Annotated in this window: 19 protein-coding genes; 1 reads left to right on the top strand and 18 read right to left on the bottom strand. The window is 35.7% G+C overall.

All coding sequences use genetic code 11. From position 1 onward, the window contains the following. Positions 1-64 precede the first annotated feature (64 nt). Entirely contained in the window at positions 65-1,441 is a 1,377-nt protein-coding gene (glmU, locus tag IAE52_RS05065) for a bifunctional UDP-N-acetylglucosamine diphosphorylase/glucosamine-1-phosphate N-acetyltransferase GlmU (protein ID WP_003130798.1), read from the bottom strand. 227 nt (positions 1,442-1,668) lie between these two features. Here glmU and proC point away from each other — a divergent pair, with 227 nt between their 5' ends. Then, positions 1,669-2,457, top strand: a complete 789-nt coding sequence (proC, locus tag IAE52_RS05060) for a pyrroline-5-carboxylate reductase (protein WP_033899830.1) — start codon at positions 1,669-1,671, stop codon at positions 2,455-2,457. 78 nt (positions 2,458-2,535) lie between these two features. Here the strand turns inward: proC and rpsO are convergent, their stop codons facing one another. From rpsO to IAE52_RS04975, 17 genes are all read right to left on the bottom strand, one after another. Further along, the gene (rpsO, locus tag IAE52_RS05055) at positions 2,536-2,805 is read right to left on the bottom strand and encodes a 30S ribosomal protein S15 (RefSeq protein WP_015427039.1); all 270 of its coding nucleotides are present in this window, start codon (positions 2,803-2,805) and stop codon (positions 2,536-2,538) included. 181 nt (positions 2,806-2,986) lie between these two features. Beyond that, entirely contained in the window at positions 2,987-4,870 is a 1,884-nt protein-coding gene (pknB, locus tag IAE52_RS05050; RefSeq protein ID WP_058211607.1) for a Stk1 family PASTA domain-containing Ser/Thr kinase, read from the bottom strand. Next, entirely contained in the window at positions 4,870-5,646 is a 777-nt protein-coding gene (locus IAE52_RS05045; RefSeq protein WP_003130802.1) for a Stp1/IreP family PP2C-type Ser/Thr phosphatase, read from the bottom strand. Before IAE52_RS05045 ends, pknB begins: the two co-directional genes overlap by 1 nt. Before the next feature lie 80 nt (positions 5,647-5,726). After that, the gene (gene rsmB, locus IAE52_RS05040; RefSeq protein ID WP_109991297.1) at positions 5,727-7,001 is read right to left on the bottom strand and encodes a 16S rRNA (cytosine(967)-C(5))-methyltransferase RsmB; all 1,275 of its coding nucleotides are present in this window, start codon (positions 6,999-7,001) and stop codon (positions 5,727-5,729) included. A 198-nt stretch (positions 7,002-7,199) separates the two neighbouring features. Further along, positions 7,200-7,706 carry an Asp23/Gls24 family envelope stress response protein gene (locus IAE52_RS05035; RefSeq protein ID WP_012898444.1) on the bottom strand — a complete coding sequence of 169 codons (507 nt, stop codon included), beginning with the start codon at positions 7,704-7,706 and terminating at the stop codon, positions 7,200-7,202. A gap of 20 nt (positions 7,707-7,726) precedes the next feature. Next, positions 7,727-7,915: a DUF2273 domain-containing protein gene (locus IAE52_RS05030; RefSeq protein WP_033899826.1), complete on the bottom strand. Its 189-nt coding sequence runs from the start codon at positions 7,913-7,915 to the stop codon at positions 7,727-7,729. Positions 7,916-7,925: 10 nt separating this feature from the next. Further along, the gene (gene amaP / locus IAE52_RS05025) at positions 7,926-8,486 is read right to left on the bottom strand and encodes an alkaline shock response membrane anchor protein AmaP (RefSeq protein ID WP_109991298.1); all 561 of its coding nucleotides are present in this window, start codon (positions 8,484-8,486) and stop codon (positions 7,926-7,928) included. Positions 8,487-8,513: 27 nt separating this feature from the next. Continuing rightward, a complete protein-coding gene (locus IAE52_RS05020) occupies positions 8,514-8,756 on the bottom strand; it encodes a GlsB/YeaQ/YmgE family stress response membrane protein (protein ID WP_003131476.1) in 243 nt (80 codons plus the stop codon). Between the two features lie 174 nt (positions 8,757-8,930). Continuing rightward, the gene (gene fmt, locus IAE52_RS05015) at positions 8,931-9,890 is read right to left on the bottom strand and encodes a methionyl-tRNA formyltransferase (RefSeq protein WP_033899823.1); all 960 of its coding nucleotides are present in this window, start codon (positions 9,888-9,890) and stop codon (positions 8,931-8,933) included. Further along, positions 9,887-10,351 carry a VOC family protein gene (locus IAE52_RS05010; protein ID WP_012898447.1) on the bottom strand — a complete coding sequence of 155 codons (465 nt, stop codon included), beginning with the start codon at positions 10,349-10,351 and terminating at the stop codon, positions 9,887-9,889. The genes fmt and IAE52_RS05010 overlap by 4 nt, the downstream gene beginning before the upstream one ends. Beyond that, positions 10,317-10,838 carry an NUDIX hydrolase gene (locus IAE52_RS05005; protein ID WP_109991299.1) on the bottom strand — a complete coding sequence of 174 codons (522 nt, stop codon included), beginning with the start codon at positions 10,836-10,838 and terminating at the stop codon, positions 10,317-10,319. The genes IAE52_RS05010 and IAE52_RS05005 overlap by 35 nt, the downstream gene beginning before the upstream one ends. Positions 10,839-10,850: 12 nt before the next feature. After that, positions 10,851-11,225, bottom strand: a complete 375-nt coding sequence (locus IAE52_RS05000; RefSeq protein WP_058205247.1) for a nuclear transport factor 2 family protein — start codon at positions 11,223-11,225, stop codon at positions 10,851-10,853. A 58-nt stretch (positions 11,226-11,283) separates the two neighbouring features. After that, positions 11,284-13,623 carry a primosomal protein N' gene (locus IAE52_RS04995; protein ID WP_200136729.1) on the bottom strand — a complete coding sequence of 780 codons (2,340 nt, stop codon included), beginning with the start codon at positions 13,621-13,623 and terminating at the stop codon, positions 11,284-11,286. 138 nt (positions 13,624-13,761) lie between these two features. Continuing rightward, positions 13,762-14,115 (bottom strand): DNA-directed RNA polymerase subunit omega, encoded by a 354-nt coding sequence (rpoZ, locus tag IAE52_RS04990; RefSeq protein ID WP_200136728.1) that lies wholly within the window; start codon positions 14,113-14,115, stop codon positions 13,762-13,764. A 179-nt stretch (positions 14,116-14,294) separates the two neighbouring features. Beyond that, complete coding sequence (gene gmk, locus IAE52_RS04985; RefSeq protein WP_003131468.1) at positions 14,295-14,912, bottom strand: guanylate kinase; 618 nt, start codon at positions 14,910-14,912, stop codon at positions 14,295-14,297. Between the two features lie 147 nt (positions 14,913-15,059). After that, positions 15,060-16,655, bottom strand: a complete 1,596-nt coding sequence (rny, locus tag IAE52_RS04980; RefSeq protein ID WP_003131467.1) for a ribonuclease Y — start codon at positions 16,653-16,655, stop codon at positions 15,060-15,062. Positions 16,656-16,885: 230 nt separating this feature from the next. Continuing rightward, positions 16,886-17,599, bottom strand: a complete 714-nt coding sequence (locus IAE52_RS04975) for a glucosamine-6-phosphate deaminase (protein WP_003131466.1) — start codon at positions 17,597-17,599, stop codon at positions 16,886-16,888. Between the last annotated feature and the right edge of the window lie 251 nt (positions 17,600-17,850).

Here is a 17,850-nt window from a genome sequence, read left to right as displayed (position 1 = left end):
AATAGTTTTCTCATCAAAATCGAAGGAAAGAGCTTCAGGAGAAACTCTTTCTTTTATTTGTTAATTATTGACCACGATAATGTGGCATTTTTTTAGCACGTCCAAGTTTATTCACTTGTTTTCCACGTCCAATTTCGACTGCTTCATCTGGTACATCTTCTGTTACAACAGATCCTGCTGCTGTTAAGGCATTTTTACCGATATGCAATGGAGCAATAATTGTTGAATTCGAACCAATAAAGGCAAAGTCATCAATTTCAGTATTGAATTTATTTTTACCATCAAAGTTTGCTGTAATTGTTCCAGCACCAAAGTTCACTTTCTCACCAACCGTTGCATTTCCAATATAAGTTAAGTGACCAGCTTTTGTACCTTTACCAAGCGTTGAACCTTTAATTTCGACAAAGTTTCCAACATGAACTTCTTCGCTCAAAACAGTTCCGGGGCGCAAATGAGCATAGGGTCCTACATTACTTCCAACACTCATTCTGCTTTCTTCAACCGTTGAATTACGAACTTCACAATTTGAATGAATTTCTGAATTTTCAATACGGCTACCATTTGTAATCAAAACATTTTTACCAATAAAGGTATTTCCTTTTATTGTTACATTTGCTTCAATCACAGTTTCTTCACCAATCGTTACTTCACTGTCAATATAAGTTGTCGCAGGGTCAATAAGAGTTACACCATTCACCATATGTTGATGATTAATTCGTTTGCGCATCGTCAACTCAGCTTGTGAAAGGGCAACACGGTCATTAACTCCTAAACTTTCGTCAAAATCATCAAGAATATGAGCCGCTACCGTTTGACCAGCTTTTTTGAAAATTTCAATGACATCCGTTAAATAATACTCTCCTTGGGCATTATCAGTTGTGATTTCATTCAAGGCTTTGAAAAGTGACTTATTATCAAAAATGTAAGTCCCAGTATTAATTTCGGTAATTGATTTTTCAAAATCATTCGCATCTTTTTGCTCAACAATCTTTTCTACTGAGCCATTTTCATCACGAATAATTCGTCCATATCCAGTTGGATTTGGTGCAATTGCTGTCAAGATAGTTGCTGTTGCATTTTGTGCAAAGTGATAGTCAAAAAGTGCTTCTAACGTTTGTCCAGTAATTAATGGTGTATCACCAGCAATAACAAGAGTTGCTCCATCTTCATTTGCCAATAAATCCGCAGCAATCCGAACGGCATGCCCCGTTCCCAATTGCTCAACTTGTTTCACAAATTGAGTCCCTTTAGGTAAAGTTGCAATCACACGATCCGCTTCATGACCAACAATCACCACATTTTTAGCAATTTCTACTTCAGAAACACTTGTAAGAACATGAGCAAGCATTGATTTTCCAGCCACTTGATGTAAGACCTTCGGAAGTGCTGATTTCATACGAGTTCCCTTACCAGCCGCTAGGACAATTGCGAATTTATTCATAGATTTCTCCTTTATTATTACAAATAAAATAAAATGTTTACCTAATTATACCATAATCAAGGGGCATTTTCGTTATCTTTTTAATTCAAATCCTCTCAATATGCGCTAAATATGCGAGCTAGTACTCAGACTTAGAAAAAATCTGATTTATTTTACGATGCTACTAAAGTGATTTATTATTACTTTTTATGATAAAATGGACGAAAAGAAAAGAAGGGATTTTATTTATGAAAACAATAGGTTTTATTGGAGTTGGAAAAATGGCAACAGCTATTATTTCTGGACTTGACAAAAATAAATTCAAAATCATTATTTCCGGACACAATTTAACAAAAACTCAAAATCAAGCGGAAACTCTTAATGTTACGGCTGCAAGTAATCATGAAGAACTCGTTCAAGAATCTGATTTTATCATTCTATCAGTTAAACCTCAAGTACTTCCCTCTGTTTTAAGTAAATTAATCAATCATTTAACTAAAGACAAAACATTAATTTCAATTGCAGCGGGGCTCACTTTATCTGACTTGAAACATCTGGCTGATTCAGAAAATCAACCGATCATCCGAGTGATGCCAAATATCAATGCACAAATCGGTCAGTCAACATCAGCCATTGTCAAAAATGAATTTGTTGATGATTCTGCTTATGCTACAGTTCAAGAAATTTTTAAATCAACTGGTTCTGTCCATGAAATTGCTGAAAAAGATTTTTCAACATTTGCAGCAATTGCCGGTTCAAGCCCTGCTTTTATTTATATGTTCATTGATGCCATGGCACGTGCCGGTGTATTGCATGGTATTCCTAAAGATCAAGCCACAGCAATTGTTGCCGAAACGGTTCGCGCTTCAGCTGAAATGATTCTCCAAAGTGGTGAAAATCCTTGGTCATTAGTCGATAAAGTCTCAAGTCCTGGTGGAACTACTGTCGCTGGTGTGGTAAGTTTAGAACAAAACCATTTTATCGGAACAGTTATTGATGCTATTAGTGCTACTATTGAAAAAGAAAAAAATCTTTAAAAATAAAAAAACTAGAAGGAAAATGCTCCTTTTAGTTTTTATTTTATAAAATAAAAAATGCCATATGGCATTTTTTTATTAACGACGAAGTCCCAATGAAGCGATAAGCTCACGGTAACGTTGAACGTCTTTTTCACGAAGGTATCCAAGAAGGTTACGACGGTGACCGATTTTTTTCATCAAACCACGTTGTGTTGCGTGGTCTTTTTTATGAGATTTGATGTGGTCGTTAAGGTGGTTAATTTCCCAAGTCAATACAGCGATTTGTACTTCAGGTGAACCAGTATCGCCTTCTTTACGAGCGTATTGAGCGATGATTTCTTGTTTTTTTTCTTTTGAAATTGCCATGAGTTTTTCTCCTTTATTTGTATTGCCCAGTCCGAGTGACAGCTTGGCAAGCATGAAACCAAGAACGGGTTGTAAAAAACTACTCTACCATGATACACTTTTTTGCCTAATTTTACAAGTCTCTTGCAAGTTAACTTGTTTATCAAAAAACTAGGAACACGAGATTCCTAGTTTATTTTTCTCAACTACTTGATGACGTTGTTGAAGATTCTTTGCTGCTATTGTTGTTATCTGTTGACGGCTGACTTGTTGTAGAGCTTGAAGTACTTGAAGTTGTACTTGATGAAGTTTCAGACGTCGTAGTTGATTCAGAAGTTGTTGAACTTGAACTTGGAGCAGTATAGACGCTATAAGTGACTACAATTTCTTGAGTTGGATCAACAGATGTCCCTACATTTGGATACACTGAGTAAACATAACCATCAGCTTGTTGATTCGTTGTTGCTTGAGGGTCTAGTGTAATATTAGTGAATCCTGCAGCTTTTAAGGCAGCTTGATACTGTGAATAAGTCATATATTGACCGTTCGGTTTATAATCCGGAACTTCAACTTGTTTTCCACTTGAAACTTCAAAGGTAATTTTTTCACTCCCTTTGGTATCAAAACTAGAACCTTTTTTAGGGCTTTGTTTAATGATTGTACCTGCTGGGTAAGAATCACTAGGAACGGAAGTTTGAGTGACTTGGCTTTCATCAATACCATAATCCTTAAGTAATGTTGCCATCGCCTCATCAATCTTTTCACCGACAAAGTCCTTCATTTTGATGATATCTTCATTTCCCGTAGAAACATAAATATCAACGGAGCTATTAGATCTCACGGTTGTTCCACTAGTTGGATCAGTCTTGATAACTTTTCCTTCAGCAATCGTTGAACTTTGTTGTTTATGAACTGTTCCCACTTTTAGTTTTGCATCTTTAATTTTGCTTTTTGCTTGGTCAAGCGTCGAGTTTGTCACATTAGGTATCTTAACATTAGTTGGTGTTGAGACAACCCAAGCCAAAGTAGCACCGCCAACAACTAAAAGAAGGATAATAAGACCAATAATCAAGCCTTTTTTAGATTTTTTGTTTTTATTTACTACTTCTGAGCTTGCAGCTTTTTCATCTGTTTGTGAATCATTATCTTCTTTTTTATCAATCAGAGGCTTGGTGTCATAAGGATTAATTAGATTGGCAGGCATAATTTTTGTTTCATCATGGTCCTTATTGAAAACTAATTTTTCTTCCCCACGACGGTCAAGACTCGTTGAAGTTGCCACATCAGTCATCATTTCTTCTACATCAGTATAGCGATTTTTAATATCTTTCGCTGTAGCTTTAATGACAACATTTTCCAAAGCTTGCGGAACTTCTGGATTGAGATTGATGATGCTTGGAATACTCTCTTGGAAATGTTTTAGAGCGATAGCAACTGCAGAATCTCCATCAAATGGAATTTGACCTGTTAAAAGTTCAAATAAAATAATTCCAATCGCATAAATATCTGATTGAACAGTTGCATTTGAACCACGCGCTTGCTCTGGTGATAAATAATGAACCGAACCAAACATTGTATTTGTTTGAGTAAGTGAAGTTTCAGAGAGTGCTTTCGCAATTCCAAAATCCGTTACTTTTACAGTTCCACTACTGGAAACTAAAACATTTTGTGGTTTTAAATCCCGGTGAATAATACCATGTGAATGGGCCATGTCCATTGCTGATAAAATTTCAGTAATAATTTCAATAGCTTCATCATTGGCTAAAGGTGCATTTTGATTGATGTATTGTTTAAGTGTCATGCCGTCAACAAATTCCATGACAATGTATTGTTGACTTTCAAATTCACCAACATCAGAAATACCTACGATATTTGGATGTGAAAGTTCTGCCATGGCGAATGCTTCTCGCTGAAAACGAGCAATCGCGATATCATCGTTTTCAAAATTTGAACGTAGCACTTTTATTGCAACTAAGCGGTCACCAAGAAAAGTATCTTCACCTTGATAAACGTTCGCCATTCCGCCACGTCCGATTTCTTTGATAATCCGATAACGATCGGCAAAGATTTTACCGATTTGAATCATCAACTAACCTCCTGCGTTGGTGTTTCGCTTTCTGACGTTTCATCATACTTAATCAAAACGACGGTAATATTATCCAAACCTCCATGTTCATTGGCTAAACGAACTAAAGCTTCAGATTTATTATCTAAAGTTAAATCTTCCCGCTCTAAAACTTCCATAATTTCGGTAGTTGAAACCATGTTTGTTAACCCATCGGAGTTCATCAAAATAATGTCCCCAACTTGAAGTTCTAAAACTTGAATATCTGCTTGAACTTCACTAGTTTGCCCAAGTGAACGAGTAATGATATTTTTATTCGGATGAACTTCAGCTTCCTCTTCGGTAATTTGTCCTGCATCTACAAGCTCTTGAACTAAAGAATGGTCTGTGGTTATTTTATTTAATTCACCATCGCGCATTAAATAAGTTCGGCTATCACCTACATGGGCAGAAACGAGCATTCCTGCTTTAATAACCAAGGCTTCAAGAGTTGTTCCCATTCCTTGGTATTCATCAAGTTTTCCAAGGCTGGCAATATTTTCATTTTCATTACGAACTTGATTTTTTAGCCAAATCTCAAGAGTTGCTTCTGGTGTTCCCGCATCAAAAAATGTCTCTGACCAAAGTTTGCCGAGATCTTCTACGGTAAGTTTACTTGCGACATTACCTGCTTTGTGTCCTCCCATGCCATCAGCTAATAAAAAGAGCTGATAACCTGCACGGTTGACATAAGTACCGGCATAGTCTTGATTAGTACTACGTTTTGAACCGATATCTGATAAAATACTGTATTCCACTTTTTCTCCTTAACAAGAATAAAGTTTTATTTTTAGGTCTAAAAATTACTGACAGAATTAAAAAAAATATTTGTCAGCAGTTATTCGCCTATTTTCTTAAATTTCGCGATGAAAAAGCCATCTGTATGATACATTTCTGGAGTAATAAAAATACATCCTTCTTTAATCATATCTGCCTTATCGCTAGAAATTTCAACTTGTTCAAAATTAGGATGACTTTCTAGAAATTGACGAACAACGTCAAAGTTCTCTTCATCAAAAATTGTACAAGTACTGTATACCATTATACCACTTTTTTTCAGGCTTTTCGAGGCGCTGTTCAGAATTTCTAGCTGAATTTTTTGTAAATCGACAAAATCCGAACTTTCTTTTCTATAGCGAATATCTGGTTTGCGTCGAATTAATCCAATACCTGAACACGGAGCGTCCACAAGAATTCGGTCAAATTTATCTGAACCAAATTCTTCAAAAATCATTGTCGCATCGGCTTTTTGAGTAGTAATTTTATCCGCAACATGTTGACGCTCTGCATTTTGATTAATTAAATCAAGTTTATGATCATATAAATCTAGTGCTGTTATATGGCCACTTGTTAAATATTGAGCCATATGAGTACTTTTACCACCAGGAGCTGCACAAGCGTCAAGAACTTCTTCTGTTCCTTCTAAATCAAGTTGAGGGGCAACTAATTGACTTGTTTCATCTTGAATCGTAATTCTGCCAGATTGAAATTCTTCTGTCATTGCAAAATTTCCACTGTCAGCAATTAGAGCACTTTCTGTCAGTAGAGAAGCACGAGCTCCTGAAATTTCTACGGTTGGGTCAATTTTTCGTAAGCTAACGTGACTTGGCTTTTCAAGACTTTCTAAAATTTCTCCTGTTCTTTTTCCACCAAATTGACGAACCATTTTATCCAATAAAAGTTTGGGCATTGAATATTTTGTTTCCCAATCCTTTGGTTCTTCATTTCGATGTTCAGAACGCATGAAATTACGTAACACAGCATTGATAAAGTTAGCCGTCGCTTGACCATCACGACGTTTAGCGATTTTGACTGCTTCATCTACTGCTGCCGAAGTTGGGACCTTATCCATAAATAAGATTTGATAAACTGTAAGCAATAGGAGCATTTTTGCCCAAGGTTTTGGTTCTTTTTTCAAGAAGGGAGTAATATGCCACTCTAATAAATCCTTTTTAGAAACCACTCCATATACAAGGGCAGTCACAAAAGCTTTATCAACTGTGGATAGTTCAGAATCTCGCAAATTTCGATCCAATGAAATATTGGCATAAGCATCATTGCCAAAAATGTCATTCAATACATCGAGTGCGGTTTGTCTTGCATTTTTTGTCATAGAGCTATTATACCCTTAGTAGTCAATGACTGTCAATGACTTTCGTCAGATGATTTTCCTTAAATTTCTTAAAAATACTCTCTTTTCATGATTCGTTTGTACTATATATAATACTTAACCGTTTTCTACTTAAAGTAAAATTTTCTTGAAAGTAACAAAAAAACTGACACCTTGTCAGTTTTTTTGTTAAATTGATTCTTATTTTACACGAGCATCATCGCCCATGTCATCAACTTTTTCTTTTACTTTATCTACTTGATCAGATGTAAATTTCCCTGTTGTTTGAGCTGCGCCAACCACACGATCTTGTAAACTTTTTTCATCATCTTTTTGTTGTTCTTTCGTTTTAATATCAACAACTGTAACATTAACTTCAACAACTTCTAAATCAGTCATATCAGAAACTTCTTTACGAATGACATCCTTAATTTTTTGGTAAATATCAGGAACGTTCTTCTTGTATTCTGTGACTACTTTTAGGTCCACTGCAACTTGTTTTTTACCAACTTCTACACCGACACCTGCTGTAACATCATCTGTATTTACTAGTTTTCCTGTCAGATTTGAGAAAAATCCTCCATCGACAGACAATAGTCCATTGACAGATTCAAGGGCAAGTCCAACAATTTTTTGAATCACTTTATCTTCGTAAGTCAAGCTACCTTTAACTTCAGTTACTTCTGTTTTTGTGTTTTCTTGTACCATAATTTCCTCCTAGTATTTTCTTATTTTTTCTTTAATAGTTGTTCAATGATTCCCGTACGTTGAAGATAAAGGCCAAAGAAAATTCCTAAGCCAATAAGTAAGAAGAGAAGAATCATTTTCCAAAATCCGATTGTGAAGATACAAATAGCTATAATTAAACCTACTATTCCTCCAATTATCGGATAGCGATATCTTTCTAAAAGATTCATTTCCACCTCCTTATTCTACACGACGACTTGTCGAACTTTTATTTTCAGCAAGTGAGCTAACTTTTATTTTTAATTTTAAGTCATAATTTATACCAAAGAAATTTTTGATACTTTCTTTAATTTCTTGCTCAATTTCTTTTGTTTTTTCGACAATCTCAACTCTGGGAATAATTTCTCCTTTAACATCAATTTTTATTTTGGCTTGATATAAAGTCACATTGATTTTTGGATTTCTGATATAACCGTTGTTACTAACAATTTCTCTGACCAATCCTTCGATTGCTGAAACTTTTAAAGTTAGATTTCCTGTTTTATCATCTAGTAGAACTTCCTGATAAGTTTTTGGATAAAAAATAAGAATCAGCAAACAAATTAACAATAATGCTCCTAAAATTGAAGAGCTGATAAATATATATTGGGAAAGATGATTCCCAATGTAAGGAATTTCTGATGAGGGCATAAGCTCCCAACGAAAATTCATATAATTAAAGTAATCCCATAATATGGGGATAAGAATGGTGAGAAAGAATAAATCAGCCAAAATAAAAATAAATTTTTTTCCTTTTGACACGATACCTCCTCTCTTTTGCTGCTTTATCTAGTTGTTAGCTCTACCTAAGAAGAATGAAACGACAGCAACAACGATGACAGCACCAACAATAGAAGGGATAAGTGCCATACCAGCTAAACTTGGACCCCAAGAGCCTAAAAGTGCTTGCCCGACGAAAGACCCAACAAGACCGGCTAAAATATTAGCAATCCATCCCATTGATTTACCCTTATTTGTAATTGCTCCTGCAATTACACCAATAATAGCTCCAACAATTAATGACCAAATCATAAATACCTCTTTCTAGTACAGTTCCTGTACATTTTTAATATATCAAACTTCAAGCAACTTTTAAAGTAATTCGCTTTCTTTTTATTACACTCTAACTTATTTACCATATTTTGATGTAAAAAAAGTTCTATCATTAAAAATGATAGAACTTTTAATTTATTATTGTGGATAAATTTAGTCGCCAAACTTATCCCCAACCTGTATTTTTTGACCTAGGCCATTAAGAAAGCTAACGATATCCATCTTGGGTTTACCGGCTGGTTGAACGAAAAGAAGTTCAAGGAAGCCCTCACCTGTGGCAACTTTTAATGATTTCTTCGTTTTTTCCACAATTTCACCAGCTTGTAAGTTACCGACAGAATCATCAACAACTTTTGTTTCATAAATCTTGAAACGCTCTCCATTCCATGTGGTATGTGCAACTGGGAATGGATTCATACCACGAACTTTATTGAAAATTTCACGTGCAGATTTATTCCAGTCGATTTTTTCTTCTTCTGGCGAAATATTAGGACTAAAAGTTACTTCATCTTCGTTTTGAGCTTGAGCTTTTAATTGGCCACTCAGGTATTTTGGCAATGTTTCAAGTAACAAATCACGTCCAACAAGGGCTAACTTTTCAAACATAGTGCCAACATTATCATCCTCAAGAATTGGAGTAGAATCTTGAGCAATCATGTCACCGGCATCCATTTTACGGATCATTTCCATGATGGTTACACCAGCTTCTTTTTCGCCATTCATAATAGCATAATGAATAGGTGCCCCACCGCGATATTTTGGTAGTAAAGAAGCATGAGTATTGACTGCAAATTGAGCAACATCTAATAATTTACCTGGCAAAAATTGTCCAAAGGCGGCAGTCACAATTCCAACTTCTCCTGATTCAAGGAGCGTCATGATTTGAGTCATTTCTACTGAGCCAGAAAGTTTTTCTGGTTGAAGAACAGGCAAGTTAACCGTTAAGGCAAGTTCTTTAACTGGTGTCATTCTTAATTCCTGTTTCCGACCAACCTTACGGTCTGGTTGAGTCACTACTGCTAGAATTTCATATTGATTAGAATCAATCAAACCTTTTAAAACGGTCGCAGCAAATTGTGGTGTCCCCATAAAGATAATTTTTGTTTTTGTCATAATTTTTCAAACTCCTCGATAATAATTTTCTTTTGTTTCATTAATACTTGAACAGCCTTATCGCCTTTTGCCATTAACTGTCCAAGATTTTCTGGAATAATTTGCCAAGAAATACCAAATTTATCTTTGCACCAACCGCATTGTTCGGCTTCTTTAACATGAGAAAGTTTTGACCAATAATCATCAATTTCGGCTTGATTTTTACAAGTTACAGTAAAACTAACTGCTTCATTAAATTTGAAAATTGGACCGCCATCAAGGCAGATAAAGTCAAGGCCATTCAGACTAAATTCACCATTTAATACTTTTCCAGACATTCCTACGAAATGCTCATCTAGCTTTTCATCAGGATAATATTCGATGTTTTTGATTTTTGAATTTGGAAATACAGATACATAATAGTTCATTGCTTCTTTGGCATTGTTATCAAACCAAAGGCTTGGGATAATTTTTGCTTCCATAGTTGACCTTCCAATCTCTGTAAATTTCAGCTTTATCCACATGGGGATAATTATTGATTTCGGCAATTACTTTTAGGACAAGTGGAGATGAATTTTCTACTGACAAGTTTTTAATCGACTTCCAGACTGCTCTGTCAGAGTCATTTTTTCCGTCAGCAACAAATTGTGGTAATTTTTTGGCTACACTATTTAATTTTACATCAAAAAGGTTGAAAATGTGATGACTGACAACTCGACGGTCATTTTCATAAATCCAAGCCGAATACAGGCGATTATTAGTACTTGCAAGAACCGTAAAGCCTGTTTCTTCAAGAACTTCTCGTTCTAATGTGTCAAACATTGATTCACCAACTTCTTGCGAACCGCCAGGTAAATCATAGCGATTTTGATAGGGACCTGAATTTTTTTCAATGACAAGTAATTTCTCATTGTCAATTGCCACACCATAGACTCCAAAATGCTTCAATAAATCGAATTTCTCAAACATATTTACCTCATTTCATTTCAAAAATGGCCGAAATTTTTCATGTTTTTGTTCAAATTCTTGAATTTCACAAATTTTATTTCCGGAAAATTTAACAAGAGAAATTCCATCAAAAATATTTTCTTTACCTTTATAAACATAGTGGAAAGTCCATGTGAAAAACCCAGTTTCATTATCCACATAATATTTATCCACAGTCCATGACTTAACTTTGTTTTCCACAGGATTATTCCACTGACAGAACCATTTTTCAATTTCAGCTTTTCCTTGATACTGAGCGCCGTAACACTCAGTATAAATAATATTTTCTGATAGAACTGTCAGTAACTTTTTGACGTCTTTGGTCAGCCATGCGTCAATTGTTTGTTGAAAAAGTTCTATTTTCTGCATTTTCCACACCAACTTTCTTTTGTTTTCAAATTCTTAACTTTTCCACCTGTGGAAATTTTTATATAAAATTTTGCGGCTCACTATCAATCAATACTCGTAAATTTTTGTTATCCCGAAGTTGGGTTAATTCAAGCACTTGATTTAAAGCTGATTCTAATTCTTCTTCAAAACGATATTTAACTAAGATTTGATAATGATAAAGGTTATGTGTTCTGGCAATTGGTCTGGCGGTTGGCCCTAAAATTTTAGCTTTTTCTGTCAAATTTTGCTTGAGTAGCTGAGCAATTTCATAAGATTTTTGAATGGCAACTTCTTCCTCTTGATGAGAAACAAGCACTTGAACGGTGAAATAATAAGGTGGATAGGAAAGCTCGCGACGAAATCTCATTTCCATTTCATAAAATTTTTCGTAATCTTGAGCCTTGGTCATTTCAATGGCATAATGATGTGGATTGAAAGTTTGAATTAATACTTCACCTTTTTTATCTGCTCGTCCAGCTCGTCCAGCCACCTGCATCAACAATTCAAAGGAACGCTCACTCGCTCTAAAATCAGGTAGATTTAGGCCAGTATCTGCGTTAATGACACCCACTAAGGTTACGTTTGGAAAATCTAAACCTTTGGCAATCATCTGAGTTCCTAAGAGGATATCAGCTTCATGATTACCAAACTTTTCAAGAATTTTTTCGTGAGCATTTTTTGTCCGAGTCGTATCTACATCCATTCGCAAAACTCGTGCTTCAGGCATGATTTCTCGAAGTTCTTCTTCGACTTTTTGCGTTCCTGAACCGTAATAACGAATTTTTCGTGAATGACAATTAGGACAAGTTTGCGGAATTCCTTCGACATGACCACAATAATGACAATTCAAAGTTCGGGTATCCATGTGAAGGGTCAAGGAAATATCGCAATTGGGACAATCAACAACAAAACCACATTCACGACACATGACAAATGAAGAATAACCCCTTCGATTCAACATCAAAATGACTTGTTCATCTTTGTCAATTTTTTCTTTTATTTTTGTCAGTAAAGATTGTGAAAAATTAGCAGATTGGTCAGAAATTTCACTGCGCATATCAATGATTTTTATTTCTGGCAGGATTGCTGCTTCATTTGCCCTTTTTGTCAGTAATAAAAGTTCATAAACTCCGCGCATGGCACGTGCTCGCGTTTCTAAACTTGGCGTTGCAGAACCTAAAACAAGTCTTGCACCATGCCATTTTGCACGCAAAAGCGCAATATCTCTTGCATGATAACGGGGACTTGAATCTTGCTTATATGAAGTTTCATGTTCTTCATCAATGATGATAATTCCCAAATTTTCAACAGGTGCAAAAATAGCTGAACGTGCACCGACAACTACCTGAGCTTTGCCAGATTTAATTTTTCGCCATTCATCATATTTTTCACCATCAGATAAACCAGAATGCATAATCGCCACTTTATCTCCAAAACGAGCAATAAATCGATTAGTAATCTGTGGCGTCAAAGAAATTTCTGGCACAAGCATAATTGCTGTTTTACCGAGTTTGAGAAAATGGTCAATGGTCTGTAAGTAAACTTCTGTTTTACCTGAACCAGTAATTCCTTCCAACAAAAATGGTTTGTCAGAAGATGCAATTATTTTTTCGTAAGCTGCATTTTGTTCGGAGTTGAGAATTTTAGCACTGTCATTTTCCACATCTTCAAATTTTTCTTTCGTCCTCGAAATTTCAACCTCTTCAATTTTGACTAGGTCATGCTTAACGAAAAATTTAATGATTTGTGAAGAAAAATTTAATGATTTGACTGCAATTTTTTCTTCTTGAAGTCTTAATAGAAAATATTTCAACTCTAAGCGTTTTTTAGCTCTCTTTTCAATTTCAAATTCAGCTAGTTTTTCGATATCTGGAATAGATAAGAATTTTTCTGTTTTTTTATTTTCTTTAGATTTTGCTAAATATTCTACTGACAGCTGACCCAAACGCACAGCCTTTGCTGACGAGATTTTTTCTGCTTCTGTCAGTTGTGACCATTTGACAGAAGTTCCGTCAGTCGATTTTAGGAGCTTGTCATAATTAGAATTCAAAAGATTAGGTAACATGGCTTTTAGACATGAAATTTTATAAGAAAATACTGAATGACGCATTTCATCTGCCAACCAAAGCTGTTCATCCGTTAGGACTGGCTCAACGTCGAGTAGTTCAGAAATTCCTTTCAAATTTACTGACGGCTCAAGTTCTTCATCTTCAAATCCAATGACAATTCCTTGAACAAGCCGGTTTCCACTTCCAAAAGGAACATGGACCCGCATGCCCACTTCAAGCAAATTTTCAAATTCAGCTGAAAGGCTGTAAGAAAAGGGTTTATCCGTCTGCATCAGAGGCACATCAACGATGACTTTAGCAATTTTCATTTATTTTTGACCTCCGTTTTCTTATCTTTAATTATAACAGAAAAGCATTTTTCCTGCTTTTGACTTATCCGCTTCTTACTGACAAAGCTGTCAGTAACTTTTAGAAATAAAAAAAGCGCCAATTGACGCTTAAAAAATTTATTCTGCGGTAGCTGCTTTAGCGGCGCGGCTATTTTTTTGTTTTGCTTCTTCTTCAGCTTCTTCTTTAGCAATTTGCTCTTTGATGAGTTGTTCTTTCATCTTAGCTTGCAAACGTTCCAATTCGCGTTTTTCAACTAAAGTTTCACGTTTCAATTCAGGTGATGGGTGAATTTTAACTGTTCCATCAGCAATTTCTTCCAAAGCACGCAAAGTATTTTTTACAGCTTTAAATTCTTTTGTTGGACGTTCTTTATCACGCAATTCATGCGCACGTTTTGCTTCCAAAACTACTAAAGAATATTTTGAATCAACTTGGTCCAATAACTTGTCAATTGAAGGTTCTAACATCATAATTCATTACCTCATTTTCTAAACTTTTCATTCTATTTTTACTGACAGACTTGTTATCGTCAAAATACAATTCTGTCAGTAAAATTTATCAACTTAATCATTTCCGGCAGGACTATCAGTAGAATTGATAGCTCCTTCGCATTAAACTGACAAATCTGTCAGTAATTTTTCCAATTAAATCAAACTTTCACATCATCAATCATATGAACGTAGCGTTCAATCACGCGGTCCACTCGGTAATGTTCAGCTTCAATAATCTTCTTAACACGTTCGGCAGCAAGTTCAACTTTGTCATTAACGACGGCATAATCATATTCACTCATCAAGCGAATTTCTTCTTTTGCTTTTTCAAGTCGTGAAGCAATGACTTCAGCCGAATCTGTCCCACGTCCAACTAAACGTCCACGCAATTCTTCCAAATCTGGTGGAGTCAAGAAGACAAAAACACCATCTGGAACTTTTTCCTTCACTTGAAGCGCACCTTGCACTTCAATTTCTAGAAAAACATCTTTTCCTTCGTCCAATGTCTGATTGACATAAGTTAAAGGTGTGCCATAATAATTCCCAACATATTCAGCATATTCCAGCATCTGACCATTGCGAATCATTTCTTCAAATTCATCACGTGTCCGGAAATAATAATCTTTTCCATCTACTTCGCCAGGACGTTGCTTACGCGTTGTCATTGACACTGAATATTCAAAGTTGTTTTCACTCTCAAAAATTTTAGCACGAACTGTTCCTTTTCCAACACCAGAAGGTCCAGAAAAAACAATTAATAAACCACGCTCACGCATTTTTTCCTCCGATATATCTCTAATTCCATCTCTTAATCAACGATTAAACTCATTCTATCAAAAGCTAGCTCTTAAAACCAGCTTTTGTAACAAAAAAGAAATATAATTTCGTAATAAGACACAAAAAAACTGTCAAAAGACAGTTTTTTATTTTGCATAGTCAATCGCTCGAGTTTCACGGATAACAGTAATCTTGATATTACCAGGATAATCCATTTCATCCTCAATTCGATTTTTCACATCACGCGCCAAAATCACAATTTGGTCATCCGTTAATTTTTCTGGTTTAACCATTACACGAATTTCGCGTCCAGCTTGCAAGGCAAAAGCTGTTTCCACACCTTCAAAGCTTGTTGAAATTGCTTCAAGGTCTTTCAAACGTTTGATGTAATTTTCAATTGATTCACGACGAGCTCCAGGACGTGCTGCTGACAAAGCATCAGCCGCTGCAACAAGTACCGCAATGTTACTCAAAGGTTCTGTATCACCGTGGTGACTCGCAATTGTATTGATGACAATTGGATTTTCCTTGTACTTACGCGCAAGTTCTGTTCCAATTTCAACGTGGCTTCCCTCAACTTCATGGTCAAGTGCTTTACCAATATCATGCAAGAAACCTGCACGTTTAGCAAGTGCCACATTTTCTCCCATTTCGCCAGCCAAATTACCAGCAATATGAGCAACTTCAACTGAGTGATCAAGTACGTTTTGTCCATATGAAGTACGGAAATGCAAACGTCCCATAATCTTCATCAAGTCAGGATGCAAGTTATGCGCCCCAACTTCAAAGGCTGCTTGTTCACCATATTCACGCATTTTATGATCAAGTGCTTTGCGGTTTTTCTCAACCAACTCTTCAATTCGCGCTGGATGAATTCGACCATCTTGAACTAATTGTTCAAGAGTCATACGAGCAATTTCACGACGAATTGGGTCAAATCCCGAAAGTACAACTGCTTCTGGCGTATCATCAATGATGACATCAATCCCAGTCAAAGCTTCAAAAGTACGAATATTACGACCTTCACGACCGATAATCCGACCTTTCATACCATCGTCTGGTAAATTGACAACCGAAACAGTTTGTTCAGCTACAGAATCAGATGAAACGCGTTGAATAGCAAGTGAGATAATATTTTTAGCTCGCTTATCTGCTTCAACTTGAGCTTTTTCTTCGCTTTGACGAATAATTTGAGCCATTTCTTTTGTCAAACCATCTCGAGTTTCACTCAAAATAATTTCACGAGCATCATCTGTGCTCAAATTTGAAATACGCTCCAATTCTAGTCGTTTCTTTTCTTCAATATGCGCTAATTGTTCTTCTCGCTTACTGAGCGTATCAGTTTTTCTAACGAGGTTCTCCTCTTTAGAATCTAAGTTTTCTTCTTTTTTCGTTAAGGTATCATCCTTACGGTCTAAGATTTCTTCACGTTGTTTTAGGCGCTTTTCAGTCTCCTTTAACTCCTGACGTTCTTGCTTAAATTCATCTTCGATTTCACGACGCTGCTTTTGTTCTTCTTCACGAAGGGTGTAACGGGCTTCTTTTTTGAAGGCTTCAGCCTCCATTTTCAAAGACTCCGCCTCACGTTTAGCATTCGCCATCACCTCATTTGCTTTATTTTCAGCTTCATTAAAAAGAGATTCAGCATCCTGCTTATTTTTCTTTATATTTTGAGCGTAAAAAATAAATGCGACAACTAATACAACCAATAAGACCAAGAGAACGATAGAAATAATGTCCATTAGTCTCCTCTAAAGTCAGTAGTAATTCCAATAAATTCTACTCACAGTTTGATTATAAATTAATGTATTTTACATAGTAAAACACTCATTTATTATATCATTTTAAGGCTCATTATTCAATGAAAGATAGTGTAACGCTTTCAGAATAATTTAGAGTCAATTATGTCATCATAAATTGACCTCCTTCACGAATAAATAAAAACAGTTATTTTACTAACTGTCTTCATCAACTAATTTTCAAGTAAAGCAGCGGCTTCTTCATCCAAAATAAAAGTAACATTTGGATGCGTCCGTAAAATAGAAGCTGGAATTTCTTCTGTGATTGGACCCTCAAGAACTTTTTTCATAATCTCTGCTTTCTTTTTTCCGTCAGCAAAAACTAAAAGTTGCTTGCTTGCTAGAACTGTTCGTGGACCAAAAGTGACATAAGGAGAAGCCGGTTCTTTATCTGTCAAATTTTTGATTGACTGATAAATCTCATCCCCTTCTTCAAATGGAACAGCAAAAATTTCTCGCTCAAAGCTTGTATGTCCTGGCATATTTGCACAAAAATGACCATCTTCTCCTATCCCCATAACAATCAAATCAATCCCACCGTCCTGTAAGATTTTTTGGTCAAAAACTTGATTATTTTGAGCATTTAATTCATGAAGATTACCATCATCAATATGTACTCGATCATAAAAAGCTGTCTTTAAAGCACTCATTGTTAATCCATAGCGTTCACCAGCAAGTGGTACTTCATCAAAATTGTAATAATGGATATTTGAGCGATCAAAATTCATTTTTTGGAGTTTATCAATAAGAATTTCATACATTCCAAGAGGGGTATTTCCCGCTGTAAGCGAAAGATTTACCCTTTTTGAAAGCATCATCTTATCAAGAACAATCGCTGCAGCAAGTTCACTCATTGTGGCGTAATCTTTAGTGATTATTTTTTTCATAGGAGCTCCTTTTTTCTTGTTACTTCTATTTTACAGGATTAAGTATTCTATTTAAAGCAATTCTACTCGTTGAAAATAAAAAAAGCGGAAATCCGCTTTTTTTATTATTTTTTAAGAGCTATTTTAAGTTCTTCAACCTTATCTGCTTGTTCCCATGGCAATTCTACATCTGTACGGCCGAAGTGCCTTTCGACTTTGGGCTTTAGCCCATTAGCGAGAAAGGACAGCGGAGGAGACAATGGCGACGTAGA

The organism is Lactococcus sp. S47 (genome assembly GCF_016517475.1).
GTDB classification, from domain to species: domain Bacteria; phylum Bacillota; class Bacilli; order Lactobacillales; family Streptococcaceae; genus Lactococcus; species Lactococcus lactis.
Note: the sequence above shows the minus strand (reverse complement) of the source record. Positions and strands in the feature narration are given on the sequence as shown.